Consider the following 24,254-nt stretch of genomic DNA (forward strand, 5'->3'; position numbering starts at 1 on the left):
TTTCTTTCAATGCGATTGTAATCTTTCTCAATATTCCGCCTACCTCACTACCTATCCTCAAATGATTGTAATAACAAACAATCTTTCGTATGAGATACGAAATAAATTTTCCGCATGAGTGGTGGTTCAACAGAAATTCCATGTACATTTCCCTGCCTTACAGACTGCTCTACTGCCCTTTCTGGAAGTAAAGTGATGCCAATGCCAGCTTTTACCATTGCAAGCATCGGTTCTGCGTAAGATGTTTCCACAGCTATAGTTGGTTTTACATCTATCTCATGAAACATGTTCATAATCATTTTCCTTACATCGCATATTTCTGGATATACAATTAATTTTTCATTTTGCAGCTCTTCTATTTGAATGACTTTCTTCTCTTTATACGGATGATTATTTGAAACGGCACAAACAATTTTCTCTTGTTGCACTTCTTTTATATACGTAGCACCTTCTACTACTGAATCGATGAACATCGCTTCAATCTCCCGCGCTTTAAATAAATCTCTTAATACTTCCGTATGTCCGATTTGCCACTCTACTTCGAACTCATCACCTAATACATCTTTACATTCTAATATATAATGTTCTGCTAAACTCGGTAGTATACCAATTGAAAACTTTCGGTTCTCTTGATACCCCCTCATTTCTGTTTTTGCTTCATTTATTTGTTCCAAAATCGGTAGCATTCTTTTTATAAATAACTCTCCTGCCTCCGTTAACTCCACTCCTTGCGCAGAACGCTTAAGTAAAGTAACCCCTAAATCTGCTTCTAACTTTTGAATTTGCTTACTAAGCGCTGGTTGAGATATATGTAAAATCTTACTTGCCTTTGATAAACTTCGCGTATGCTTCACTTCGATAAACGATCGTACTGCCTCCAAATCCATCGTACACACCTCTAACAAAAAGTTATAACCGTTATAAGAAATCGATATTTCCTCCTATAAACAATTACTCTTTATACTTATTTCATCAACTTACTATAACGAAATGTAAAGGGGAAAGATACTCTTGAATAAAAAACAAATGCTACTCGGATCCTTTCTATGCTTACTCGCCGTAACTGCCTGGGGATTTATGTTTCCTGTAATGGCAAATGCCCTGCAATTTATCGATCCGTTCTTCTTCACAACGATTCGCTATGGATCAGCAGCTATTATTTTTCTTATTTTGCTATTAATTACTGAAGGGAAGACTTCACTCCGCTTAGAAAAAAGAACACTTTCTCTGTTCTTTTACGGGACAGTCGGTTTCGCAGGATATGGTTTTCTCGTTTTCTACGGACAACAACTTGCCGGGCCTTCTGGAGCAATTCATGCAGCGATGATTCAGTCTCTCATGCCACTAATTGCCTTATCATTACAATGGATAACAAAAAACAAGCGCCCACAAAACTACACATTCCTTTGTATGTTCGTTGCATTACTCGGTGTTATGCTTGTCATTTCAAAAGGAAATATTCACTTATTATTTGGAGCTGCAAGCCACTTATCGACAAATATATTGATGCTATGCGGCGTTACTTGCTGGGTCATTTATACAAACGGGGGTGCTCGTTTTCAATCTTGGTCACCACTTCGATATACGACATTAACTTGTTTATTTGGCTCCATTTCACTCATCGTTATTGTTACTTTCTTAACGTATACAAATATAGTTACTATGCCGTCACTGCGTACAGTTGTGAGCGTTCGTTTTGAGCTCTTTTATATGTCGATTATCGCAGGAGTTATCGCTGTATTTTGCTGGAATATGGGAAATCGCTATATTTCATCTATTAACGGCATATTATTTATGAATTTAGTTCCTATCCTTGCCCTGATCGGTTCTATCTTTCGAGGTTATACAGTCGATAAAATTGAAATCGCTGGAGCTGCATTAACAATTATCGCTCTATTATGTAACAATTTATGGCAAAGAAAAGTAAACATAAAAATCCCCACCTCAGTTCGTTAGGTGGGGATTCTTCACATATGAACAGCTCTTGGCCATTCATGGTACATATTTACTTTACATAATGCTTGTTCCATCCATTGCTCAATCTCTTTCGTGTACATTTCTATGAAAAATGTCTCAGACGGGAAAGAATGCAGTACTTCTGATATATATTGTGGATATAAAAACGGCATATTTATCATGCCTTTTAATTGCGTCATAAACATTGTAAATGATACTTTCTGAAATTCTTGTTTCATTTGTCCTTGTCTAATAATTTGCTCTATATAATATCTTTCTTTAGAAAAATAAACGGTCATCACTTCACGAATTAATGTCGTATCAAGCGAAAGCTCTCGGTAGAAGAAACGTGTTAGTTCTCTATTTTCAAATTGATATCGTAACATCCCACGCACCATTTGCACCATCACATCTTTAGCCGACAAATATTCTCTCTGTTCAAACGAAATTTCAATCACATGAATATACCCTTCTAAAAAATCAGTAATAAGCTGTTCTAATAAACCTTGCTTCCCAGCAAAATAATATGAAATATTCGCTACATTCACATCCGCTCGCTTTGCAATGTCTCGCACCGACGTTCCATCATAACCTTTCGTATTAAACAACGATATTGCCGCATCAATTACTTTTTGTTTCGTCTGCTTCATGCGCTCACTTCCTCTCAATGAACAGCTATAGTTTAAATTTCTTGACTTTTAAGACAAATTCCTTTAATTTTCTATCGACAAAGTCATGTGAAATACATCGTATTTTGCTAATATTTTACACATCTCGATAAAAAAGGAGCTGTTTCCATGTTTACTAAAGAAAGTTATGCAGGATCTCGCGTGCAGCAATATGAGACAGTAATTAAACAACTGGATGCGTTATTAACTGGCGAATCAAACGTAGTCGCAAACTTATCAAATGCGTCCGCATTATTAAACCAATTTTTAGATCGCGTTAATTGGGTTGGCTTTTACGTAACAGAAGGAAATCAGCTTGTCCTTGGACCGTTCCAAGGAATGCCTGCTTGCGTACGCATTCCATTTGGACGAGGCGTTTGCGGCGTAGCAGCTGAAACGAAAACAACGCAGCTTGTAGCGGACGTTCACCAATTCCCAGGTCACATCGCTTGCGATAGTGCTTCTAATTCAGAAATCGTTGTACCGATTGTGAAAGAAGGAGCTGTCATTGGTGTACTTGACATTGATAGTCCTGAAAAGAATCGTTTTGATGAAGTAGATCAGTGCTATTTAGAAAAGTTTGTGGAAACACTCCTAAAACATATGTAAAAAGAAAAGAGCGAGTTATCGATTTAGTACGTCCTGTACAAAACCGATAGCTCACTCTTTTTTTATTGATTAACAGTAGATATTTTCTTTAATGCTTGCTCTAAATCAGAAACGATATCCTCCCAAGATTCTAAACCAACCGATAAGCGTATTAAATTATCGAAAATGCCCATTTCTTTTCTTAGTTCAGCTGGAATCGCAGCGTGCGTCATCGTTGCTGGATGCTGAATTAACGTTTCTGTATCTCCTAAACTCACCGCAATTGTAATAAAGTGGAGGTCATTAATAAATGCTTGCGTCTCTTCTTTTCCGCCTTTTACTGAAAAAGAAATAACACCGCCCCCGCGCTTCATTTGACGAGATGCTAATTCCCCTTCTGGATACCAAACACCTTCTACCGCATCATGTTTTCTTAAGAACGATACAATTTTTTCTGCATTATCACAATGACGATCCATTCTTACCGCTAACGTCTTTAACCCGCGTAATAATAACCACGCATCAAACGGCGCCATAATGCCGCCGATATCTTTTCGCATCGGACGAATCTTTTCAGCTAACGCTTTCGTTTTACAAATTGTTACACCCGCTACAACATCACCATGGCCACCAATATATTTTGTCGCACTATGCACAACAGCGTCACAGCCAAGCTCAAGCGGTCTTTGTAAATAAGGTGAACAAAACGTATTATCAACAATGACAAGTAAACCATTTTGCTTCGCAACCTGAATAACTTGTTTTAAATCAATTAATTTCATTGTCGGATTAATTGGTGTTTCAACGAAAATAAGCTTTGTATTTGGAAGAATTTTATTTTCAATATCAACCTCTGTCTCCATCTCACAAAACGAATGCGTAATCATAAATTTTTCTTCTAACACTTCTAAAAAACCGTACGTACACCCATATAATCCATTTGAACAAATAATATGATCTCCAGCCTTTAAAAAACCGATTAAAGTTGCTGAAATAGCTGCCATACCAGATCCGAAGGCAAGTGCTTCTTCTCCTCCTTCTAACACCGCCATACGTTCTTCAAATAATTTCACAGTCGGATTTCCAAGCCTTGAGTAAATATAAGATGGATCCACTCCCGCAAAACTCGCCTCTCCTTGCTGCGCAGTCTCAAATGTAAACGTAGAGGTTTGAAATAAAGGTGGTGTTAAACTTCCTTTATGTTCCTCAGGTGTATAACCGTGATGAATTAACGCTGTCTCCATATGCTTCTTTTTCATAAAAACATCCCCTTTATGTTTTTATTACCGCATATTCACCAGTAAAAAACTGATGAACGTTTTTACTACATTTTATGTAAGCGTTTTATTTGTGTTTCTATCTCTTCTTTTATATTGTTTTAAATTCCTTCTTATATTAATTTCCAAAATTTATATGCATAAAACAAAAACGTACTCGCTTGACGAAACTCTGGGTAAAAGATATAATAGCGTTTGTGTAAAATAAAAAGGCAGCCTTGTAATGTGAGTTTATCGTTTGTATTTTGTTCCTCTACGGAGGTGTATCTCGTAACTCCCTGCTGCTGGAGCGAAGGTACATGAAAACAAAATGCCCGTAAATATCGATTACGTCTGTTTTTATTTTACGTAAATAAAAACATTTTTAAAGGAGGAGTCAACTATGGCTCGTTATACAGGTCCAGCTTGGAAACTGTCTCGTCGTCTTGGAATCTCTCTAAGCGGCACAGGAAAAGAATTAGAAAAACGCCCTTACGCACCAGGTCCTCACGGTCCTAACCAACGTAAGAAACTTTCAGAATACGGTTTACAATTACAAGAGAAACAAAAACTTCGTCACATGTACGGCATGACTGAGCGTCAATTCCGTCGCACATTTGACCAAGCAGGTAAAATGCCTGGTAAGCACGGCGAAAACTTCATGATCCTTCTTGAAGCTCGTCTTGACAACTTAGTTTACCGTATGGGCTTAGCTCGCACTCGTCGTGCAGCTCGCCAATTAGTAAACCACGGTCACATCATGGTTGATGGCGCTCGCGTAGATATCCCATCTTACCGTGTAAAACCTGGTCAAACTATCAGCGTTCGCGAAAAATCTAACAGCCTTGTTGTTGTTAAAGAAGCGATCGAAGTTAACAACTTCGTACCAGAATACTTAACTTTCGATGCTGACAAATTAGAAGCTACTTACACTCGTCACGCTGAGCGTGCTGAGTTACCAGCTGAAATCAACGAAGCATTAATCGTAGAGTTCTACTCTCGTTAATGACAAAAAGCCAATCCTGTGGATTGGCTTTTTTCAATTCCCCCATTATTTTTATATCCTACATAACATAAAAATCCCAATACTCCCATCTAAAACAAAAAGAATAACCTCCCTGTTTCCATAAAGAACTCTGTTATATTATGAATTTTCACGGAATAACAATAATATTAAAGATTTTTAAACTTTATAACGAGGAGACATTGATATGGAATTCAGAAATGACATAAACAAAATAGCTAACCAAATTTTAGAACGAACAGAGTACATAACTAATGAAGAAATGACCAAGCAATCATTAATTATTCCTTTTCTTCAAAAACTAGGTTATGACGTTTTTAATCCTTTAGAAGTTAGACCTGAGTATGTTGCAGACTTCGGAACTAAAAAGGGAGAAAAAGTCGATTATGCGGTTTTTAAAAATGGGGTTCCAATTATTTTAATCGAGGCAAAATCTGTAACAGAAAATCTCCTTAAACACGATGCGCAACTATCTAGATATTTCAATGCCTTACCTGATGTCAAAGTAGGGGTACTAACTAATGGTGTAGAATACAAGTTTTATACTGATTTAACAAATGACAATGTGATGGATGAAAAACCTTTCTTCACATTCAGCATGGATAATTTAACTAATTTAGATATTGAAACGATTGAAACTTTTACAAAAGAAAATTTTGAAGCTGAAGAAATCGTAAAATATGCTGAAGAGCTTATTTATATGACCAATTTAAACTCTACAATTAAAGAACTATTTAAAAATCCTTCAGATGACTTCCTTCGTTTTCTAATTAGAGACTTTAGCTCAACTAGAATTACAAATAACGTTTTAGAGCGATTCCGACCAATCGTTAAAAAAGCAATTAATCGAACACTATTAGAAATAATCAGTGATGGTTTAACACCAAAAGAAACAAAAACATCGGAGAACATAGAAACAAGCCTAGTTGCAGCTGCTTCTACCGAAATAATTGAAGACATTAACAAAGAAGACAAAACAGATAGAGTTTTCACTACAGAAAATGAACTAACCGCATTTAACATTGTTAAAGAGATTTTAACTGAGCATCAAAGAGATATCAGTAACCTCAAATATAAAGATACCATTAGTTATTTTTGTATCATGAATCGTGTAATCACAAAATGGTTTATACGTCTCTTCCTTGATGGCGATGCAAAATCCTTAGTTGTAAGACTCGATTTAGAAGCTACTAAACAGCTATGCCCTAATTTTGTGGTTGAACAAGCCCCAAAATCACAGGGAGTGAGTAGAATTTTTATTGATAACGTTAATAACTTAAAAGATCTGGAAGCACTTATTACTTCGTGCTATGATCAAATTTTAGCTAATGTTTAAAAAAGAAAAATGTACGCTCTTTTTCCAACAACCTGACAAAAAGCCAATCCAATGGATTGGCTTTTGAAGTTTATATATAAAATAAAGTTATTTATTTTCCTCTTTTTGAACATATACATAAGCATCTTTCTGCTCTTTATGTATATCAACCTTCGAATTCTCTGCAAGCTGACCCGCATTTAGCAAAGAAAAAATAATCAATGCTTCTAGTGACATTTCGTTTTACCACTCCTTTCTAATTGTTATACGTTTATCATACCGCTTACATGTGATTTCCGTATGAACTCGAAAAGGAGATTAAAACAAAAAAGCTTTGAGGAATTTCCTCAAAGCTTTTATTTATTAGTAACGAATTAAGAAATATTTCTTTTTACCGCGGCGAATGATTGTGAATTTACCCTCGATGCGGTCGTTTTCTGTTACAACGTAGTCTAACGCTTGTGTACGCTCACCGTTTACGTAGATTGCGCCGTTCGTTACATCTTCACGTGCTTGACGTTTTGATGGAGAGATTTTGCTTTCTACAAGTAAGTCGATTAATACTGTATCTTCTGCAGTACGTTCTACAGATGGTACGTCTTTGAATCCTTGCTCGATTTCGCTTGCAGTTAGTTCTGCTACAGAACCGCTGAATAATGCAGCTGAGATTTTAATCGCTTGCTCTAATGCTTCTCCGCCGTGAACAAGTTTTGTCATTTCAGAACCTAATGCTTTTTGTGCTGCACGTTTTTCTGGCGCTTCAGCTACTTGCTTTTCAAGCTCAAGAATTTCTTCATGAGATAAGAATGTGAAGTATTTTAAGTATTTAACAACATCGCGGTCATCTGTGTTAATCCAGAATTGGTAGAACTCGTAAGGAGTTGTTTTCTCTGGGTCTAACCAAATTGCGCCACCTTCTGTTTTACCAAACTTCGTACCGTCAGATTTAGTAACAAGTGGAATTGTTAAACCGAATGCTTTCGCATCTTCTTCTGATTTACGGATTAATTCAAGACCCGCTGTAATGTTACCCCATTGGTCACTACCACCGATTTGTAGACGGCAATTATGGTGTTGGTATAAGTTTAAGAAGTCGTATGATTGTAAAATCATGTAACTGAACTCAGTGAATGAAATACCAGTTTCTAAACGAGATGCTACTGTATCTTTTGCTAACATATAGTTTAAACCGAAGTTTTTACCGATATCGCGTAAGAATGAAATTACATCTAAGCTACCAAGCCAGTCATAGTTGTTAGCCATCGTTGCTGGGTTGTCCACGTTTTCGAACTCTAAGAAGTTTGAAAGTTGGTTTTTAATGCTTTCTGTGTAGTAAGCAACTGTATCTTTCGTATTTAATGTACGCTCTGCTTTTTTACCACTTGGGTCACCGATCATACCAGTACCACCGCCAACAAGTGCGATTGGTTGGTGACCAGCTAATTGGAAACGACGTAACATTAATACTGGTAACATATGACCGATGTGTAAGCTATCTGCTGTCGGATCGAAACCACAGTATAATTTAACGCTTTCTTTTTCTAATAATTGCTCAAGGCCCTCAGCATCTGTTTGCTGATTAATTAGACCGCGAAATTCAAGATCTTGTAAAATACCCATATCCTACATACTCTCCTTTAAGTTCATTACTGGCGTGAAGGTTGAAAACATAAAAAAATCGCCCCTTCAAATAAGGGACGATTTTGATTATCGCGTTACCACCCTAGTTGCAGGCAAAAAAGCCTACCACCTTATTTACATAACGGCTTAGCACCGTCTTTTCCCTTTTGAATACAATTCAATCGAAAAAAGATGCTCTAGGGGCGTAATTCGCGATCATCTATGTGCTGATTTCCACCAACCATCAGCTCTCTAAAACAGGGAAATGATCACTACTTCTCCCTTTCCACGCTCAATTATTCATATACTTTTCTTTATATCATTATTTACTAGCATGTGTCAAATTGAAGAAAATACTATATACAAACTACCTTGAAGATTTTTCCCCTCCATAAAACTCTTGCATCTCCTTTTCGGAAACCTTTGTCAGTTTTAATTTATGCGATTTCTTTCCCTCTTCACTCATGTACAACGTTGTATCATCCAATAATTCCAATTTCACTCTTCCATTCCAAGGGTATGACATATTACATATTACTTGATTATCATTATAATCTACTACACTCCCTTTAACTCTTTCTGTTTTCCCTCTCTTTTCATAAAACACTATTTCAATATTTTTATCGTCTATTTCTTGAATCTGAAGGTAAGCCCCTTTACCGCCAGCATACCAATACCCTTTCATCTTATTAAAAGTAGAAGAATGAGTTAAAAAAATATAAATAGTGCTTGCAACGATTATTAAGGCTATTGCACTTACAACTACGAATCGTTTATGGGCTAGAAAACTAGTTTTTTTCTTATTCTCTACATTCCATTCATTGTTCGTTTCTAATATCTCCTCTGAACATTGTTGTTTCTCTAAATTCATACCACAATCCCCACAAAAATTATCATGCTGTCGCACCTGACTTCCACAATTGGAACACTGTCTCATAATTTATCTTCCTCTCAATAATATATTAATTATATATTTGTATATTAACATATCATTATTGCATTTGGAATTAATTTCATAATATGTCTAAATGTAAAAAGCACATAGCTTTCACTATGCACTTCATTTCTCCTACCCTATTTAAAATCCTATAATTAATATCATAATTATAGAAATAACCGGAAGCCCAACTAATAACGATACATGAAACACAACCGATAAATCATTCCCAATGGTCGCCTCCACAGGATCTTTCGCCGGGGAACCAAGAAACCCGATTAATCGATTGAATCGACTTACCGTTTTTGGAAAGTCTGGTATTTCTACATGATCACTATCTAAATGTTGCTTTAACTTATATTCACTCTTAAAGGGATTTTCGCTCAATTTCATCCACCTCCAGCAATTGTTTCAATTTCTTTATTCCATTATGAAGTATCGATTTCACTGTTCCAATCGGAATGTTTAATATTTCTGCAATTTCTTTTTGCTGCATATCATGATAATAAGAAAGGATTAGGACCGCTCTTTGCTCTTCTGGAACTTTCAAAATTGCTTCTCTTACTGTGAGCCGATCTTCGTGAGAAAATTCTTTTTCCGGAATCGGCACTAAAAATGGCAAAAGCGTACGCCACTTTTTTCTCCTATTCAATTTATTAATCATAAGACGATAACCAATTTGAAATAAATACGTTTTTATTTTACCTTTTTCAATTTCATACATATGTTTCTTACGCTCTAGCGTCAAAAACGTATCTTGCACGAGGTCGATACTCAATTGTTCATCTCGGTTAAATCGATATAAAAATGTGTATAGCGCTGGTTTGATTAAAATATATAGTCTTTCTCCCGCTTGTTTATCTCCACTTTGATAAGCAAGCATGAGCTCCTCCTCAATCCCAATCTGCGCCATGATTTTTGATCTCCTTTATTCCTTTTAACGTTAATGAAATACGGGAAATTAAATATGCAATCGCAATAAAAATCCACAATTGTGATTGATTTGTAAAAAATTGCACATATGGGTTTTGAATCGTAAATCCCATTGCAACTAAAATATTTAACGTTTGCACACATATGCATGCATACAACGCAAGGCAGACAGAAATAGTATCAAATACATTCCAGCGAAAATACACTTTTGTTTTTGTAAAATCAATTTTATATCCATTTTTCCGTACTATATGTTTTCTATCAAATGGAATAATTATTGAAAAAAGAACACCCATTATAGCTCCAGCTGTAAGCATTGATACTCTATATCCAATTGGTATCGGTAAGAAAAGACCACAAGAAAATACAACTATAATTCCAATTAAAGCAAAAGCAAGAAGTAATTTATTAGACATATAAAAGCCTCCCTCATCTATTCTTTCACAAATATATACAGACGAGGAAGGGACTTCGTTCAAATATTATGTTATTTTTTTAATAATCTTTGCAGGATTCCCGCCAATTACTACATTATTAGGTACATCTCTCGTTACGACAGCACCAGATGCGATCACCGCATTGTCTCCAATTGTTACACCTGGATTAATAATTGCTCTTCCGCCAATCCATACGTTATCGCCAATTGTAACTGGTTTTCCGTATTCTGATCCGCTTATGCGCTCTACTGGATCAAGCGGGTGTGTTGCTGTATAAATGTGAACATCTGGAGCTAACATACAGTTCACTCCGATTGTTACCGGGCATACGTCTAAAATTGTACAGTCAAAGTTCGCGTAAAAATTTTCGCCAACGTGAATGTTATAACCGTAATCACATCTAAAAGAAGATTCAAGATGAATATTATCTCCTGTCGTTCCAAATAATTCTTTTACGATTTCGCTACGCTCTTTTAATTGCTCTTCTGGCGTATCATTTAATTTTCTCGTTAATATACGTGCTTGCTCTCTTTCTTGTACTAAAACTGGATCAGCCGGTATGTACATTTCTCCTAGTATCATCTTTTCTTTTTCTGTTTTCATCATACTCCCCCCTTTAACTTATATATATGAGTTAATAATAACATAAAAAAAGGCCTGAACATTTTTCGTTCAGACCTTCCTCTCTTAATCTTCCATCGTTGATAAGTCACCTGTTGGTAAGTTTAACTCCCACGCTTTTAATACGCGGCGCATAATTTTACCACTTCTCGTTTTCGGTAATTTATCTCTAAATTCAATTTGCCTTGGCGCTGCATGAGCTGCTAGGCCTTTCTTTACAAATTGACGAATTTCTTCTTTTAATTCATCAGATGGTTCGTATCCTGCTCGAAGTGCGATAAATGCTTTAATAATTTCGCCGCGCACTGGATCAGGAATACCAATTACACCTGCTTCTGCAACAGCAGCATGCTCGATTAATTTACTTTCTACTTCAAACGGACCAACGCGCTCACCTGACGTCATAATTACATCGTCAATACGTCCTTGGAACCAGAAGTATCCATCTTCATCCATATAGGCAGAGTCACCTGATACGTACCAATCTCCCGGCATGAAATAAGATTCATACTTTTGCTGGTTATTCCAGATCCCGCGCATCATAGATGGCCAACCTTTCGCAATTGCTAAGTTACCCATTGTGTATGGAGGAACTTCATTTCCTTCATTATCAACAATCGCTGCTTTCACACCTGGAATTGGTTTACCCATTGAGCCTGGGCGAATTTCCATACAAGGGTAGTTACAAATAACTTGTCCACCTGTTTCTGTCATCCACCACGTATCATGAATACGAAGTCCAAATGCATTCATACCCCAGCGAATTACTTCTGGATTTAACGGCTCACCAACGCTTAATACGTGACGAACTTGTGATAAGTCGTATTTTTTAATTGCGTCTTGTCCAGCTCCCATTAACATACGGAACGCTGTTGGTGCGCTGTACCAAACCGTCACACCGTAATCTTGCAGTGCTTCATACCAAGCTTCTGGACTAAAGCGTCCACCTAAAATAACATTTGACGCTCCAACTAACCACGGTGCGAAAATACCGTAAGCAGTTCCCGTTACCCAGCCCGGGTCAGCTGTGCACCAATATACGTCATCTTCTTTTAAATCTAATACCCATTTCGCCGTTTGATAGTGCTGAACCATTGCATTTTGCGCATGAAGCACACCCTTTGGCTTACCAGTAGAACCAGACGTATAGTGAAGAATTAAACCATCTTCACGGCCTAACCATTCAATATGTAATTCTTTTGAAGCTTGTTCAAATAAAGGATTGAACGCTACCGTTTTACCGCCTTCTTCTACATTATCTCCAACAAGGAAAACTGTTTTTAAAGCAGGTAAATCATTTAATGGTACACGCTCTAATAACTCAGGCGTTGTAATTAACACCTTCGCTTCACTATCTTCTAAACGATCGCGAACCGCACCTTCCATAAATGCTTCAAATAACGGTCCAACAATTGCTCCTAATTTCACTGCACCTAAAAGTGCGAAATATAACTCTGGAGAACGTGGCATAAAAATAAAAACGCGATCGCCTTTTTCTACATCGCCATAATTTTTCAGGACATTCCCTGCTTTATTAGAAAAATCCTTCATTTCCTTAAATGTATATTTCTCTTTTCGCGATCCATCTTGATAATAAAGAGCTACTTTATTCTTTCGATCGGATTTCGCATGCTTATCAATTGCCTCATACGCCATATTTACTCGGCCTGTTTCATTCCAAGTAAAGTTTTTATTAACCTCTTCCCAGTTAAAATTCGCGTATGCCTCATCATAATTCGGCAAATTATTTTCTCCTTTAATGACAGGAAGCGTTTCTACTTTCATACTTTACATCCCCCTCCTATGTATTCTATTATCTATTATAATGATATTATTTAAAATTTTCAGTATATTTGTTGATTTTTAGACAAATTTTTAATGACAAAATTCGATTCACATCGCATATATTATAAAGTACGATATTAATAGATTCACAAACCCTCAAGGTGGTGAGCAATACATTGATTCATAAAAAAATATACAATGCTAGAAACTTAAAAACAGCGAAAGGCACTTTAATTATTGAAGGTCCTGTCTCTACACATAATCTTGAAATGTATGAATTTCATCCAGATTTAGTTGCATTTCGTCCTGCTGAACAGCAATATAAAGCAATTGTCGAAATTTCTAAATTACCAGAAGCTCGACTCATTATTGCTAGACATGACCAAATGATTGTTGGATATGTTACATATTTATATCCTGATCCACTTGAACGATGGTCAGAAGGAAAAATGGAAAACTTAATTGAGCTTGGGGCAATAGAAGTAGTCCCAGCCTTCCGCGGGAGTTCTGTCGGAAAGAACTTACTAGAGGTTTCTATGATGGACGATTATATGGAAGATTACATTATATTGACGACTGAATATTATTGGCACTGGGATTTGAAACAAACAGGATTGAATGTGTGGGAATACCGAAAAGTAATGGAAAAGATGATGAATGCCGGCGGGTTACAATGGATGGCTACAGACGATCCTGAAATTTGTTCACATCCCGCCAACTGTTTAATGGTCCGCATCGGTAAACGCGTTGATACGGATTCTATTCAAGCTTTTGATCGTCTACGTTTTCACAATCGTTTTATGTATTAATAAAGGGGGCAACTGGAATGATTGTAGAAGAAATTATGAATCAAAATGTAGTTACACTACATCCAAACGATACAATCGAAACAGCAATCCGAACGATTCGCACGAAAGGCATTCGGCACATTCCAATTGTCGATCAAAATAATCACGTCGTAGGCATTATTTCTGATCGGGATGTAAGAGATGCAAGTCCGTCTATTCTAGATGAACAAGTTTCACTCGATATGCTACAGCAACCGCTTGAACTTATTATGAAACATCCTGTAATGACTTGCCACCCTCTCGATTTCGTTGAGGAAATTGCTACTTTATTTTTTGAAAATAAAATTGGCTGCCTTCCTGTTACAAAGGCCGGGAAGTTAGTTGGAATCATTTCTGAATCTACAGTATTACACACGTTAGTAAAATTAACAGGAGCACATCAACCGAGTTCGCAAATTGAAATTCAAGTAAAAAACGAACCTGGTATTCTTGGAAAAGTCGTTGCTATTTTTAGTGATTTACAAATAAATATCGTGAGCGTTCTCGTCTATCCAGCAAAAGACGAGAATGATAAAGTACTCGTTTTCCGCATTCAAACGATGAATCCTCTAAAAGTGATTGATGCACTTGAAGCAGAAGGCTACCGCGTATTATGGCCAAACATCATGGGGATGCAAGCATGAGTAGCGCTTTTATTTATTCGGATGACTTTCGGGGCTATTCATTTAGCCCTGATCATCCTTTTAACCAACTGCGCGTCACACTTACGTATGATTTATTACAAAAGGGCGGTTTCATCTCTCCCTCTCAAATCATCTCACCACGGATGGCTACAGATGAAGAGATTGCCTACGTTCATACAGAGGAGTACATAAATGCGGTAAAACGTGCTGGAGAAGGAAATTTAGAAAAATCAATTGCGATGACATATGGACTTGGAACAGAAGATACACCGATGTTTCCAAATATGCACGAAGCAAGCGCATTGCTCGTTGGTGGTACATTAACAGCTGTCGATGCTGTTCTTTCCGGAAAAGTAAAACACGCGCTTAACTTAGGAGGCGGCTTACATCATGGCTTCCGTGGTAAAGCATCTGGCTTTTGTATTTATAACGACAGTTCTATCGCAATGAAGTATATTCAGAAGAAATACGGTTTACGCGTCCTATATATTGATACAGACGCTCATCACGGTGATGGTGTACAGTGGTCATTTTATGATGACCCTAACGTATGCACCATTTCATTACATGAAACTGGTCGCTATTTATTCCCTGGAACTGGCGCTGTAAACGAACGCGGACAAGGTAATGGTTATAGTTATTCTTTTAACGTTCCACTCGATGCTTTTACAGAAGATGAATCGTTCTTAGAATCATATCGAACTGTTGTAAAAGAAGTTGCAGCATACTTTAAACCGGATATTATTTTAACGCAAAATGGTGCTGATGCACATTACTACGACCCACTTACACACCTTTGTGCGACAATGAATATTTACCGCGAAATACCGAAACTCGCTCGTGAAATTGCTAATGAATATTGCGAAGGTCGCTGGATCGCTGTCGGCGGTGGCGGCTATGACCATTGGCGTGTCGTACCAAGAGCATGGGCGCTCATTTGGCTCGAAATGAACAACATCCAAAACATCTCAGGTTATCTCCCTCCAGAATGGATTGAAGCTTGGAAAGGACAAGCAGAAACAGAACTTCCCCTCACATGGGAAGATCCAGACAACATGTATAAACCTATCCCCCGTAAACCAGAAATTGAAGAAAAAAATGCATTAACTGTAGCGAAATCCCTTGAAATTATTCGGAATAATATGACAAAATCTTTGTACTAAACGAAAAGGAGGCTCGTTTTTGAATAGCCTCCTTTTATTTATTGTCGGTTTCTGTCGGTAAGTCGATATATTTTAATAATCGCTGATATATTTTCATTTCATAACAGCCTGGCCCAACTTTTATGAGAAAATTATGTGGAAACGACAAATGATCCACACGAAACGTGGTACATTTGAACTCTTTACAAAAGGAGATGGCGAATCGCTTTGTATTACACATCACTATTCACAATTTAATGAAACTGGTGATTACTTTGCAGATGTTTTTACTGCTACGCATCGTGTATTTCTCATTAATTTACGAGATACTGGTCGCTCTGTAACCGCCCAGTCAGAAAACGAATTAAGCATGGTTGAAACAATCCACGACTTAGAAGCAATACGAGAAGTATTACAACTTCCAACATGGCATTTCGCTGGTCATTCAACAGGTGGTATGCTTGGACTTTTATATGCGATTACATATCCAAATCCCTTACAATCATTAGTCGTAGCAGGAGCTGCAGCAAGTAACTATACCGAAACACCATTTTGCATTTATCATCCCGAACATTCACACTTTCATTATATGCAAGAGCTCATCGAAAACTTAAAAATCCCTCACCTTACAAGTGAAGAACGGAAAGAACTATCTACTAAGAGAACAAAATTATCATTGTATAAACCAGAAAACTACAACTCTTATTTTTGTAAACCAATCAAAAAAACAATGTCCGTTAGCCGGATGAACGCTTTCGCCAATGAATATCCTTCATTTGATTTAAGAGAGTATTTACCTTCCATCCAAACAAAGACACTTATTATATGCGGAAGATATGATGTACAGTGCCCAATTCAGTATTCTATCGAGATGCATGATGGGATACGTAATTCTATCTTCATTCCATTTGAAAACAGCAACCATTATCCTTTTTTAGAAGAGGCTACTCAGTTTACTTCTACTACTTAAACATTTTATAAATCATTGCAACAAGGAACTCTAAAATAGTATGTTAAGGTCGCAAGCTAATTTTCCAACAAAAAGCTCACAGCCTCTATAAGACTATGAGCTTTTTTCAAAAGAAATATTTCACACTAAAAACAACTAAAAAAATACAAGAAATAACAACTAAACCCACATCAAGTAATACCGACTTTTTATCTCTATCTTTTAAACTTACCTTAGAGCTAGAAATGCTTTTAATTACCCAAAAGATCGCAAAAAAGAACCAACCAAAATGATCATTCGTAGAATCTTCATCATAAAACATTTGTATTGCACCAATAATCAATAAGATAAGTACGATATTAGTTCCACTCTTTAAAGCCTTGTTTGATTTATTATCTTTTAATATATCCCCCAACATATAGCACGCTCCCCATGCTCTCCTCTGTTTTGTTTCTCTTTACATTTTAACATAAATTACCTATTCCTTCCTTTTCATTCGAATAACATACAAAAAACCTGCCAATTACTCGGCAGGTTCCCTACACATTAAAACGATAACCAGCTCCCCATACTGTTTCAATATATTGCGGGTGGGCAGGATCTCTTTCAATTTTTTCACGTAGCTTTCTAATGTGGACGACAACAGTGGCTAAATCACCAGCGGAATCTAATCCCCAAATGCGTTCAAATAACTGTTCTTTATTTAATACTTGGTTTGGATGTGTTACAAAGAATGTTAATAAATCAAATTCCTTCGTTGTAAATGCCACTTCTTCATTGTTTATAAAAACTTTCCTCGCTCGTTGATCGATAGAAATTCCGTGAATATATAACGTATCACGTTGCTTACTTACATTTCCTGATAATCTTTCATAACGGGCAATATGTGCTTTTACTCTTGCAACTAATTCGCTTGGACTAAACGGTTTCGTTATATAATCATCCGCTCCTAATCCGAGTCCGCGAATTTTATCTATATCTTCTTTTTTTGCTGAAACAAGTAGAATCGGAATATCTTTTACAGCACGTATTTGTTTACAAATTTCGAATCCGTTCATTTTCGGGAGCATAATATCTAAAATAATTAAATCATATTCTTCTTGCAGTGCTATTTGTAAACCTGTTTCTCCTGAATGCTCTACATCAACTTGGAAATCATTAATTTCTAAATAATCTCGCTGTAATTCTGCAATACTTACTTCATCTTCTATTAGTAAAATTCTTTTCAATTTACTCACCACATTCCTCTACTTTTTCCAATGAGAAGAAAATGCTTGTGCCTTTACCAAGCTCGCTTTCCGCCCAAATTTCCCCGCCATGTTCTTCAATAATTTGCTTCGCTATTGCTAAACCAAGCCCACTTCCACCTGTGCTAGAATTTCGCGATTGTTCTGCACGATAAAAACGTTCAAAGATATACGGTAGCGTATCAGATTCTATACCTGATCCATTGTCCATCACTTTCACAATAACTTTATTGTTATCACTCGATACTGTTACAGTAATTTTCTTCTCTTCTTTATCCATGTACTTCACACTATTATGAATTAAATTTGATATAACTCTATTTATCTTTTCGCAATCAGCCGTTACATATAATGGCGATGAATGTAATTGTAAATTAACTTCTATACCTTCTTCACTTAAATCCATCTGCATCTCTTCTATTAATTCTTGCATAAACGTATTTAATTCAACTGTCTCAAATTGGAATGGAACTCGATTCAAATCGAGCTTTGAAAACAAAAAGAGTTCATCAATGAGTGTGTCCATATGTTTTGCCTTCGTATGAATTGTCGTTAAATACTTATCCATTTTTTCTGGCGTATTTGCTACCCCGTCCTTTATTCCCTCTACATATCCGATAATAGATGTAATCGGTGTTTTTAAATCATGCGATATGTTTGAAATAAGTTCTTTTCGATTTTCTTCATACTGCGTTTGTACTTCAATCGATTCTTTTAATTTCTTCCTCATTTCCTCAAATCCTTGATTTAATTGACCTATTTCATCGTGCGATGTAACTGGCATTTGAAAATCTAAATTTCCTTCTTTAATTTTCTCTGTTGCGCCTTTCAATACAAAAATTGGTTTTATTACACTTCTTGAAACGAGATAACTTAATAACCCAATAAGTAAAATAGCTAATAGTAAAAGCGATACGAATAAGATTGGAAATAATTTTTGTGTAAGATCTACAAATGAACTTTGCTTTTTTAGTACAAATATACTCCCTTCTTCTTTCTCTGCAAAATAAAAATCAAATTTTACATATCGATAAAATGTATCACCTAGTTCCGTTGTACCACGACTATTAATATTTGCTGCTTCAAATTTCGGAAGGGCTTCTGTTAAAGTCGAACTTTCAAAACCCTTTGTAGCATAAGAAATGTTTTCTCCCTTTCTTACAATTATTTTCACGCCTTCTTTTTCAATTGATGAAACGAACGATTCATCTAATAATTGAGATTGATGTTGCTTTGCCGCTAATTTTAATTCAAGATAGGCATTCTCTTCTTCTGATGTAAGCGGCTTTTGAATGTAAGAACTTTTATAGAAATTTTTCACTGCTTCCAAGTCACCTGTTATCGAAAAAACAATTAAAAATCCCGCGACTAATATGAGCGTAATAGAAACGAGAATTACAGCAATATAAGAAAATAAAAACCTTGTTTTAATAGACATCATTTACATCCTCACTTTACCCATCCTTCATATTCATAAGCATAAAAATATATGTTCAAATACTCAAGCGATTTTATAGTAATTTTAGCGTCAGTTTATAAAAATTTAATGTTCCTATTTTACAGTTGAAATTAGGAGGTTGAAATTCCATGTTCAAAAAAACATTCAGTATGATATGTTGCGTAATTTTTTTACAAGGATGCTCGCAAGAACAAGAAGTAAAAAAGGAGATGACAAACATGGAGACTGCACTACTAGCAGCTACTGAAAAAAATGAAACGAATACTGTTATATCTTTACTAAAACAAGGCGCAAATATAAATGCGACGGATAATCAAGGACGCACTCCGCTTATGATTGCTACATACAAAAATGATGTAAAAACCGCAAAAGCGCTTATCGAATCTGGTGCTGATGTAAATATCCAAGATGACATGAAAAACAATCCCTTTCTATACGCCGGTGCGGAAGGTTACTTAGACATTTTAAAGCTAACAATTGATGCTGGTGCAGATCCTACGATTACAAATCGTTACGGTGGAACAGCTCTTATCCCAGCCTCAGAACATGGCTATATTGAAGTTATAAAAGAACTCCTCACTCGAACAAATATTGATGTAAATCATGTAAATAACCTCGGATGGACAGCTTTAATGGAAGCCATCGTACTAAATAACGGAAACGAAACACAGCAACAAGTCATTCGCCTTCTTATTGAGCACGGTGCAGATGTAAATATTCCAGACCATGATGGTGTTACCCCGTTAGAGCATGCTCGCGCTCATCACTTTGAAGAGATAGAGAAGATTTTGTTAGAAGGACGTAAGTAAAAAGCTAATTTTTGCCTTCCTCCCCCACCCTATGCTACATTTAAGCCGTTACATTAATATTAATAGGGTGGGAATAAAAATGAACAAACCTAAAATTGGGATGATTGGACTTGGAAGTATTGCGCAAAAGGCCTATCTTCCAACACTTACAAAAGAAACTGATTGGAATTTTGTAGGGGCGTTTACACCTAACGCAGAAAAAAGAAAACAAGTTTGCCAGCAATACCGGATTCAAGACTTTCATTCTATTGAAATGTTAGCTTCGGAATGCGATGCAATCTTCGTGCATAGTTCAACTGCATCACATTATGAAATCGTTTCTGAACTTCTGAAAAAAGGGATCGACGTTTATGTTGATAAGCCGCTAGCAGCTACAGTGGAACAAGCTGAGCAACTAGTCGAGTTGAGCGAGAAATATAACCGAAAATTAATGGTCGGATTTAATCGCAGATTCGTTCCTATGTATGTCGCTGCCAAAGAACAGGCTAATGATATTTCATGGATTCGAATTGAAAAGCATCGCACAAATAAAGTCGGGCCATATACGTACGATTTCACTATGTTAGATGATTATTTACACATTGTAGATACAGCTCGCTGGTTAGCTAATAATGACCTTAACGTCGTTCACAATATGATGCAAATCAATGAAAAGAATGAACTTCTTTACGGACATCATACATATACAACTCCAAGTGGACTGTTACTTTCTACTGCAATGCATCGCCATGCCGGTACAAATTTAGAACAAATTGAACTTGTAACGCCAGGGAAAATCATTCGCGTAAAAAATATGAATACATTTGAAATTGAACAGGAAAACTCAGTTTCACAAAGTGGTTCCCCATCATGGGATACGACGTTAAAACAACGTGGTTTTGAAGATGCTGTTCATCATTTTATTGAATGTGTACACGGGGATACAAAGCCTGTTGTAGATGGATTAGAAGGATTAAAAACGCAGCAAATGCTACAATCTTTACTAGATGATGTAAACAAAAATTAAAACGGATACATTTTTCAGAATTTACTTTCATTCCCATTTCCTCTTTATTTCTCTCGTAAATTTCTATAGAATATGTTGATAGGAATTATAAATTTCATAATGAATCGTGGAAAGGATGGGATTAACACATGTGGAACGAGTTTAAAAAATTCGCATTCAAAGGTAATGTAATCGATTTAGCTGTCGGGGTTGTAATCGGTGCTGCATTCGGTAAAATCGTTAGTTCTTTAGTAAAAGATATCATCACACCATTACTTGGTATGGTATTAGGTGGCGTTGACTTTACAGATTTAAAAATTACATTCGGTAAATCATCTATTATGTATGGTAACTTCATCCAAACAATTTTTGATTTCTTAATTATCGCAGCTTCTATCTTTATGTTTATTAAAGTTTTCAACAAACTAACATCTAAAAAAGAAGACGAAAAAGAGGAAGAAATTCCAGAACCAACAAAAGAAGAAGTTCTTCTTGGCGAAATTCGCGACTTATTAAAGCAACAAAATTCTTCTAAAGATAGAGCATAATTGAACGGATAAAAAGGCATGTCCCAAGGGACATGCCTTTTCTATATGCTATAACGTTTCCGAATTCATATGAATAAATAAAATAATACCAGCAACCATAAGTACCATAATGCTACCTGCAAATAGTGTAATACCAATAAACATTAAACTTGTGCTCATATCTACTGATACACTTTCAATAAAAATAGAAATTACATACGTGATAAGGGCAATTCCTGCAAGAATACTTCCTGGAACAAATCGCTTTAAGCCATTTTGTTTTAACGTCATATATGCAAAAATAGCAGTCATACAAAGCGTAATTATCCAAAGAACGATCATCTCTTCTCCCCCCTCACAAGCCTTTTCTTTCTATTATACATGACATTGCCCTATAATAGGTAAATTTGCACTTATGTGACATATAACAAGGAATCATACAATTTATAGAGAAATCTTCTAAATAAGCTATAAACTAGGGAGAATTTCAATTGGAAGATGATATTGTAGGATATTTTAAACAAGTAGAGTGATTCGATTAAATTACAATTGACTTAGACAAAGATGAAACCATTATTACTGGCCATGTGAAACAATATGACCCTTCTAGATTTGAACAGTTAATACAAAGTTTTAAAACGCACTGCCCAAACATGCCTTGAACATAATTTACGAAGCGCTGAAGAACTTTTTGCATTTTGGAAAAGAAATTGACCACTAGGAAAATATGGATATTTTTCATATAAATTGATATAATTACCATATACAAATATTCTTTGTAAGGGAGTGTTCATAATGATTTGGATTTCACTAATCGTATTAGCTTATTTCATCATTCTCGTCCCAATACAGTACAACTACATTAAAATGCTCAAAGAAAAACAGAAAAAAATGAATGTCTCACAAAACGAACTATATGACAACATGTCTTATGAAGAATCCCAAGTACATTACCATTATCAAAGTAACGTATTTACAATACCTGCTTCGCTTGTCGCAAGTATTATTTATAAAGTGAAACATGCAGCATAATGTGTACGCTGTAAAATTATTGTTTGAGTCTGTTCATACTGGTGAGCCTGATCCTACGAAAATTGATGAGCATTATGAAGAGAATCACGATACACTTTTTGAAGAAAGTATTATTCTTGTTAAGGCAAACAGTTTAGAAGAAGCTCATGAACTAGGTGAAAAGATAGCTATACAATCGGAGCACACATACGATAATATGTATGATGAGCAAATCACATGGACGTTCCGAAAAGTGTTGCATGTGTTTGAATTAGACGATACCCCATTTGAAACTGGAAAAGAATTGTACGCAAGATTTTTACACGTTAAGAAAAATGAAACTGTAGATACAGTAATTGAAAAATATTATCCTGAATATGAATAAAAGCTCACAGCAATCGCTGTGAGCTTTTTTATACTTACTTCGTTGAATCTCTAAATTGGATACGGTGAGGTAAGATAACAGTGTGATCTTCCACTTTTTCTTTGTTCATATACTTTGTTAATAGACGCATTGCTACTGCACCGATATCATACATCGGTTGTACAACTGTTGAAAGTTGCGGACGAACCATTAATGCAAGGCGTGTATTATCGAAACCAAGTACTTCTACGTCAGTTGGTACGTTTAATCCAGCGTCTTGTGCTGCATGGATTACACCTAGTGCCATTTCATCAGACGATACGAAGATTGCTGTTGGCTTTTCATCATTGCTCCAAAGCTTTTCGAATGCTTCGATACCTGAGTCATATGTGTAATCTCCATCGATTACAAGATTTTCATCATATGAAATACCTTCTTCTTCTAAAGCTTTTTTATAACCTTGTAACTTCTTCGCGCTTCCCGCTTTATCAATGAATGGACCAGAGACGAAACCGATACGCTTATGTCCTTGCTCAATAAAGTGCTTCATTGCATCGTAAGCTGCTTGTGTATAATCTATATTTACTGATGGCGTTTCATTTTGCTCATCGAATGACGCTGCTAATACAATTGGTACTGGAGATTTTTTAAATTCTTCAATGTGAATGTCTGTAATATCTTCACCCATGAAAACAATTCCGTCCACTTGCTTTCCAAGCATCGTATTTAATAAATGGAACTCTTTCTCTTTGTTTTGGTCAGAGTTACTTAAAATGATGTTATATTTGTACATTGTTGCGATATCTTCAATTCCACGTGCAAGTTCTGCATAAAACGTATTTGAGATATCAGGAATAATAACACCTACTGTAGTTGTCTTCTTACTTGCTAGTCCACGTGCTACCGCATTTGGGCGGTACCCTAAACGATCAATTGCTTCTAATACTTTCTTTCTTGTTGTAGGCTTTACATTTGGGTTACCGTTCACAACGCGTGATACGGTAGCCATTGAAACGTTCGCTTCGCGCGCTACATCATAGATTGTTACGTTCATCTCATCGCACACTCCTTCTATTTTTGTTATCTATTTTTATGTATCGGTTACTTGAATGAAAAAAAGACATCAACTCTATTTGCAGATGCCACCAAT

At 36.1% G+C, this 24,254-nt stretch carries 29 protein-coding genes and 1 other annotated feature; of the genes, 13 read left to right on the top strand and 16 right to left on the bottom strand.

Annotated features, from left to right (window positions below; genetic code table 11):
- Nucleotides 1-47: 47 nt before the first annotated feature.
- Nucleotides 48-887 carry a LysR family transcriptional regulator gene (locus N2V79_RS22800; RefSeq protein ID WP_340720230.1) on the bottom strand — a complete coding sequence of 280 codons (840 nt, stop codon included), beginning with the start codon at nt 885-887 and terminating at the stop codon, nt 48-50.
- A gap of 124 nt (nt 888-1,011) precedes the next feature.
- On the opposite strand from N2V79_RS22800, the gene N2V79_RS22805 reads away from it, so the two are divergent.
- On the top strand, nt 1,012-1,956 hold the full coding sequence (locus N2V79_RS22805; protein ID WP_053563548.1) for a DMT family transporter: 945 nt from the start codon (nt 1,012-1,014) through the stop codon (nt 1,954-1,956).
- Nucleotides 1,957-1,967: 11 nt separating this feature from the next.
- Here N2V79_RS22805 and refZ read toward each other — a convergent pair whose 3' ends face one another.
- Nucleotides 1,968-2,606 (bottom strand): forespore capture DNA-binding protein RefZ, encoded by a 639-nt coding sequence (gene refZ / locus N2V79_RS22810; protein WP_075718479.1) that lies wholly within the window; start codon nt 2,604-2,606, stop codon nt 1,968-1,970.
- Nucleotides 2,607-2,753: 147 nt separating this feature from the next.
- On the opposite strand from refZ, the gene N2V79_RS22815 reads away from it, so the two are divergent.
- Entirely contained in the window at nt 2,754-3,233 is a 480-nt protein-coding gene (locus tag N2V79_RS22815) for a GAF domain-containing protein (RefSeq protein ID WP_000494338.1), read from the top strand.
- Nucleotides 3,234-3,295: 62 nt separating this feature from the next.
- On the opposite strand, the gene megL is transcribed toward N2V79_RS22815, so the two are convergent.
- Nucleotides 3,296-4,471 (bottom strand): methionine gamma-lyase, encoded by a 1,176-nt coding sequence (gene megL, locus N2V79_RS22820; protein WP_075718477.1) that lies wholly within the window; start codon nt 4,469-4,471, stop codon nt 3,296-3,298.
- Between the two features lie 400 nt (nt 4,472-4,871).
- Between megL and rpsD the strand changes: the two genes are divergently transcribed.
- Together rpsD and N2V79_RS22830 are read left to right on the top strand one after the other, a co-directional pair.
- Nucleotides 4,872-5,474 (top strand): 30S ribosomal protein S4, encoded by a 603-nt coding sequence (rpsD, locus tag N2V79_RS22825; protein ID WP_000135315.1) that lies wholly within the window; start codon nt 4,872-4,874, stop codon nt 5,472-5,474.
- Nucleotides 5,475-5,679: 205 nt separating this feature from the next.
- The gene (locus N2V79_RS22830; protein ID WP_088024329.1) at nt 5,680-6,828 is read left to right on the top strand and encodes a type I restriction endonuclease; all 1,149 of its coding nucleotides are present in this window, start codon (nt 5,680-5,682) and stop codon (nt 6,826-6,828) included.
- A gap of 87 nt (nt 6,829-6,915) precedes the next feature.
- Here the strand turns inward: N2V79_RS22830 and N2V79_RS22835 are convergent, their stop codons facing one another.
- The 8 genes from N2V79_RS22835 to acsA all read right to left on the bottom strand — a co-directional run bounded on the left by N2V79_RS22835 (nt 6,916) and on the right by acsA (nt 13,140).
- Nucleotides 6,916-7,044, bottom strand: a complete 129-nt coding sequence (locus N2V79_RS22835; RefSeq protein ID WP_000050940.1) for a hypothetical protein — start codon at nt 7,042-7,044, stop codon at nt 6,916-6,918.
- A gap of 126 nt (nt 7,045-7,170) precedes the next feature.
- Nucleotides 7,171-8,427, bottom strand: a complete 1,257-nt coding sequence (gene tyrS, locus N2V79_RS22840) for a tyrosine--tRNA ligase (protein WP_069356305.1) — start codon at nt 8,425-8,427, stop codon at nt 7,171-7,173.
- 70 nt (nt 8,428-8,497) lie between these two features.
- Nucleotides 8,498-8,725 (bottom strand) — a binding site (T-box leader).
- Nucleotides 8,726-8,794: 69 nt separating this feature from the next.
- Nucleotides 8,795-9,364: a zinc ribbon domain-containing protein gene (locus N2V79_RS22845; protein WP_001248207.1), complete on the bottom strand. Its 570-nt coding sequence runs from the start codon at nt 9,362-9,364 to the stop codon at nt 8,795-8,797.
- 141 nt (nt 9,365-9,505) lie between these two features.
- Nucleotides 9,506-9,751: a hypothetical protein gene (locus tag N2V79_RS22850; protein WP_001293790.1), complete on the bottom strand. Its 246-nt coding sequence runs from the start codon at nt 9,749-9,751 to the stop codon at nt 9,506-9,508.
- Nucleotides 9,732-10,277, bottom strand: a complete 546-nt coding sequence (locus tag N2V79_RS22855) for an RNA polymerase sigma factor (protein WP_069356306.1) — start codon at nt 10,275-10,277, stop codon at nt 9,732-9,734. Before N2V79_RS22855 ends, N2V79_RS22850 begins: the two co-directional genes overlap by 20 nt.
- Entirely contained in the window at nt 10,258-10,713 is a 456-nt protein-coding gene (locus N2V79_RS22860) for a hypothetical protein (RefSeq protein WP_069356307.1), read from the bottom strand. Before N2V79_RS22860 ends, N2V79_RS22855 begins: the two co-directional genes overlap by 20 nt.
- A 66-nt stretch (nt 10,714-10,779) precedes the next feature.
- Nucleotides 10,780-11,340 carry a maltose acetyltransferase domain-containing protein gene (locus N2V79_RS22865; protein WP_340720231.1) on the bottom strand — a complete coding sequence of 187 codons (561 nt, stop codon included), beginning with the start codon at nt 11,338-11,340 and terminating at the stop codon, nt 10,780-10,782.
- A gap of 81 nt (nt 11,341-11,421) precedes the next feature.
- Entirely contained in the window at nt 11,422-13,140 is a 1,719-nt protein-coding gene (acsA, locus tag N2V79_RS22870) for an acetate--CoA ligase (protein ID WP_000862049.1), read from the bottom strand.
- A 176-nt stretch (nt 13,141-13,316) separates the two neighbouring features.
- Between acsA and acuA the strand changes: the two genes are divergently transcribed.
- The 4 genes from acuA (at nt 13,317) to N2V79_RS22890 (ending at nt 16,723) form a co-directional block, all read left to right on the top strand.
- Nucleotides 13,317-13,949 carry an acetoin utilization protein acetyltransferase AcuA gene (acuA, locus tag N2V79_RS22875; RefSeq protein WP_000581393.1) on the top strand — a complete coding sequence of 211 codons (633 nt, stop codon included), beginning with the start codon at nt 13,317-13,319 and terminating at the stop codon, nt 13,947-13,949.
- Nucleotides 13,950-13,966: 17 nt separating this feature from the next.
- Nucleotides 13,967-14,611: an acetoin utilization AcuB family protein gene (locus N2V79_RS22880; protein WP_000634583.1), complete on the top strand. Its 645-nt coding sequence runs from the start codon at nt 13,967-13,969 to the stop codon at nt 14,609-14,611.
- Entirely contained in the window at nt 14,608-15,774 is a 1,167-nt protein-coding gene (gene acuC, locus N2V79_RS22885) for an acetoin utilization protein AcuC (protein ID WP_078400677.1), read from the top strand. The genes N2V79_RS22880 and acuC overlap by 4 nt, the downstream gene beginning before the upstream one ends.
- A 133-nt stretch (nt 15,775-15,907) precedes the next feature.
- Complete coding sequence (locus N2V79_RS22890) at nt 15,908-16,723, top strand: alpha/beta fold hydrolase (protein ID WP_340720232.1); 816 nt, start codon at nt 15,908-15,910, stop codon at nt 16,721-16,723.
- A 106-nt stretch (nt 16,724-16,829) separates the two neighbouring features.
- On the opposite strand, the gene N2V79_RS22895 is transcribed toward N2V79_RS22890, so the two are convergent.
- The 3 genes from N2V79_RS22895 to N2V79_RS22905 form a co-directional block, all read right to left on the bottom strand.
- Nucleotides 16,830-17,120, bottom strand: coding sequence for a hypothetical protein (locus tag N2V79_RS22895; protein WP_340720233.1), 291 nt, complete (start codon nt 17,118-17,120; stop codon nt 16,830-16,832).
- 121 nt (nt 17,121-17,241) lie between these two features.
- Nucleotides 17,242-17,931 (bottom strand): response regulator transcription factor, encoded by a 690-nt coding sequence (locus tag N2V79_RS22900; RefSeq protein ID WP_003271808.1) that lies wholly within the window; start codon nt 17,929-17,931, stop codon nt 17,242-17,244.
- 1 nt (nt 17,932) lies between these two features.
- Complete coding sequence (locus N2V79_RS22905; protein WP_069356311.1) at nt 17,933-19,387, bottom strand: HAMP domain-containing sensor histidine kinase; 1,455 nt, start codon at nt 19,385-19,387, stop codon at nt 17,933-17,935.
- 149 nt (nt 19,388-19,536) lie between these two features.
- Between N2V79_RS22905 and N2V79_RS22910 the strand changes: the two genes are divergently transcribed.
- The 3 genes from N2V79_RS22910 to mscL all read left to right on the top strand — a co-directional run bounded on the left by N2V79_RS22910 (nt 19,537) and on the right by mscL (nt 21,750).
- On the top strand, nt 19,537-20,217 hold the full coding sequence (locus N2V79_RS22910; protein WP_053563542.1) for an ankyrin repeat domain-containing protein: 681 nt from the start codon (nt 19,537-19,539) through the stop codon (nt 20,215-20,217).
- A 79-nt stretch (nt 20,218-20,296) separates the two neighbouring features.
- A complete protein-coding gene (locus N2V79_RS22915) occupies nt 20,297-21,223 on the top strand; it encodes a Gfo/Idh/MocA family protein (RefSeq protein ID WP_023523189.1) in 927 nt (308 codons plus the stop codon).
- A gap of 128 nt (nt 21,224-21,351) precedes the next feature.
- Nucleotides 21,352-21,750, top strand: a complete 399-nt coding sequence (gene mscL, locus N2V79_RS22920; RefSeq protein WP_340720234.1) for a large-conductance mechanosensitive channel protein MscL — start codon at nt 21,352-21,354, stop codon at nt 21,748-21,750.
- Between the two features lie 48 nt (nt 21,751-21,798).
- Here mscL and N2V79_RS22925 read toward each other — a convergent pair whose 3' ends face one another.
- Nucleotides 21,799-22,071 carry a DUF3917 domain-containing protein gene (locus N2V79_RS22925; protein WP_000636589.1) on the bottom strand — a complete coding sequence of 91 codons (273 nt, stop codon included), beginning with the start codon at nt 22,069-22,071 and terminating at the stop codon, nt 21,799-21,801.
- 453 nt (nt 22,072-22,524) lie between these two features.
- Here N2V79_RS22925 and N2V79_RS22930 point away from each other — a divergent pair, with 453 nt between their 5' ends.
- Nucleotides 22,525-22,761 carry a DUF3949 domain-containing protein gene (locus N2V79_RS22930; RefSeq protein WP_000637899.1) on the top strand — a complete coding sequence of 79 codons (237 nt, stop codon included), beginning with the start codon at nt 22,525-22,527 and terminating at the stop codon, nt 22,759-22,761.
- A gap of 1 nt (nt 22,762) precedes the next feature.
- Nucleotides 22,763-23,125: a DUF4288 domain-containing protein gene (locus tag N2V79_RS22935; RefSeq protein ID WP_053565471.1), complete on the top strand. Its 363-nt coding sequence runs from the start codon at nt 22,763-22,765 to the stop codon at nt 23,123-23,125.
- Nucleotides 23,126-23,159: 34 nt separating this feature from the next.
- Here the strand turns inward: N2V79_RS22935 and ccpA are convergent, their stop codons facing one another.
- Nucleotides 23,160-24,158, bottom strand: a complete 999-nt coding sequence (gene ccpA, locus N2V79_RS22940; RefSeq protein ID WP_001103303.1) for a catabolite control protein A — start codon at nt 24,156-24,158, stop codon at nt 23,160-23,162.
- Nucleotides 24,159-24,254: the final 96 nt, after the last annotated feature.

This window comes from Bacillus sp. CH_70 (assembly GCF_038007045.1).
Taxonomy (GTDB): domain Bacteria; phylum Bacillota; class Bacilli; order Bacillales; family Bacillaceae_G; genus Bacillus_A; species Bacillus_A cereus.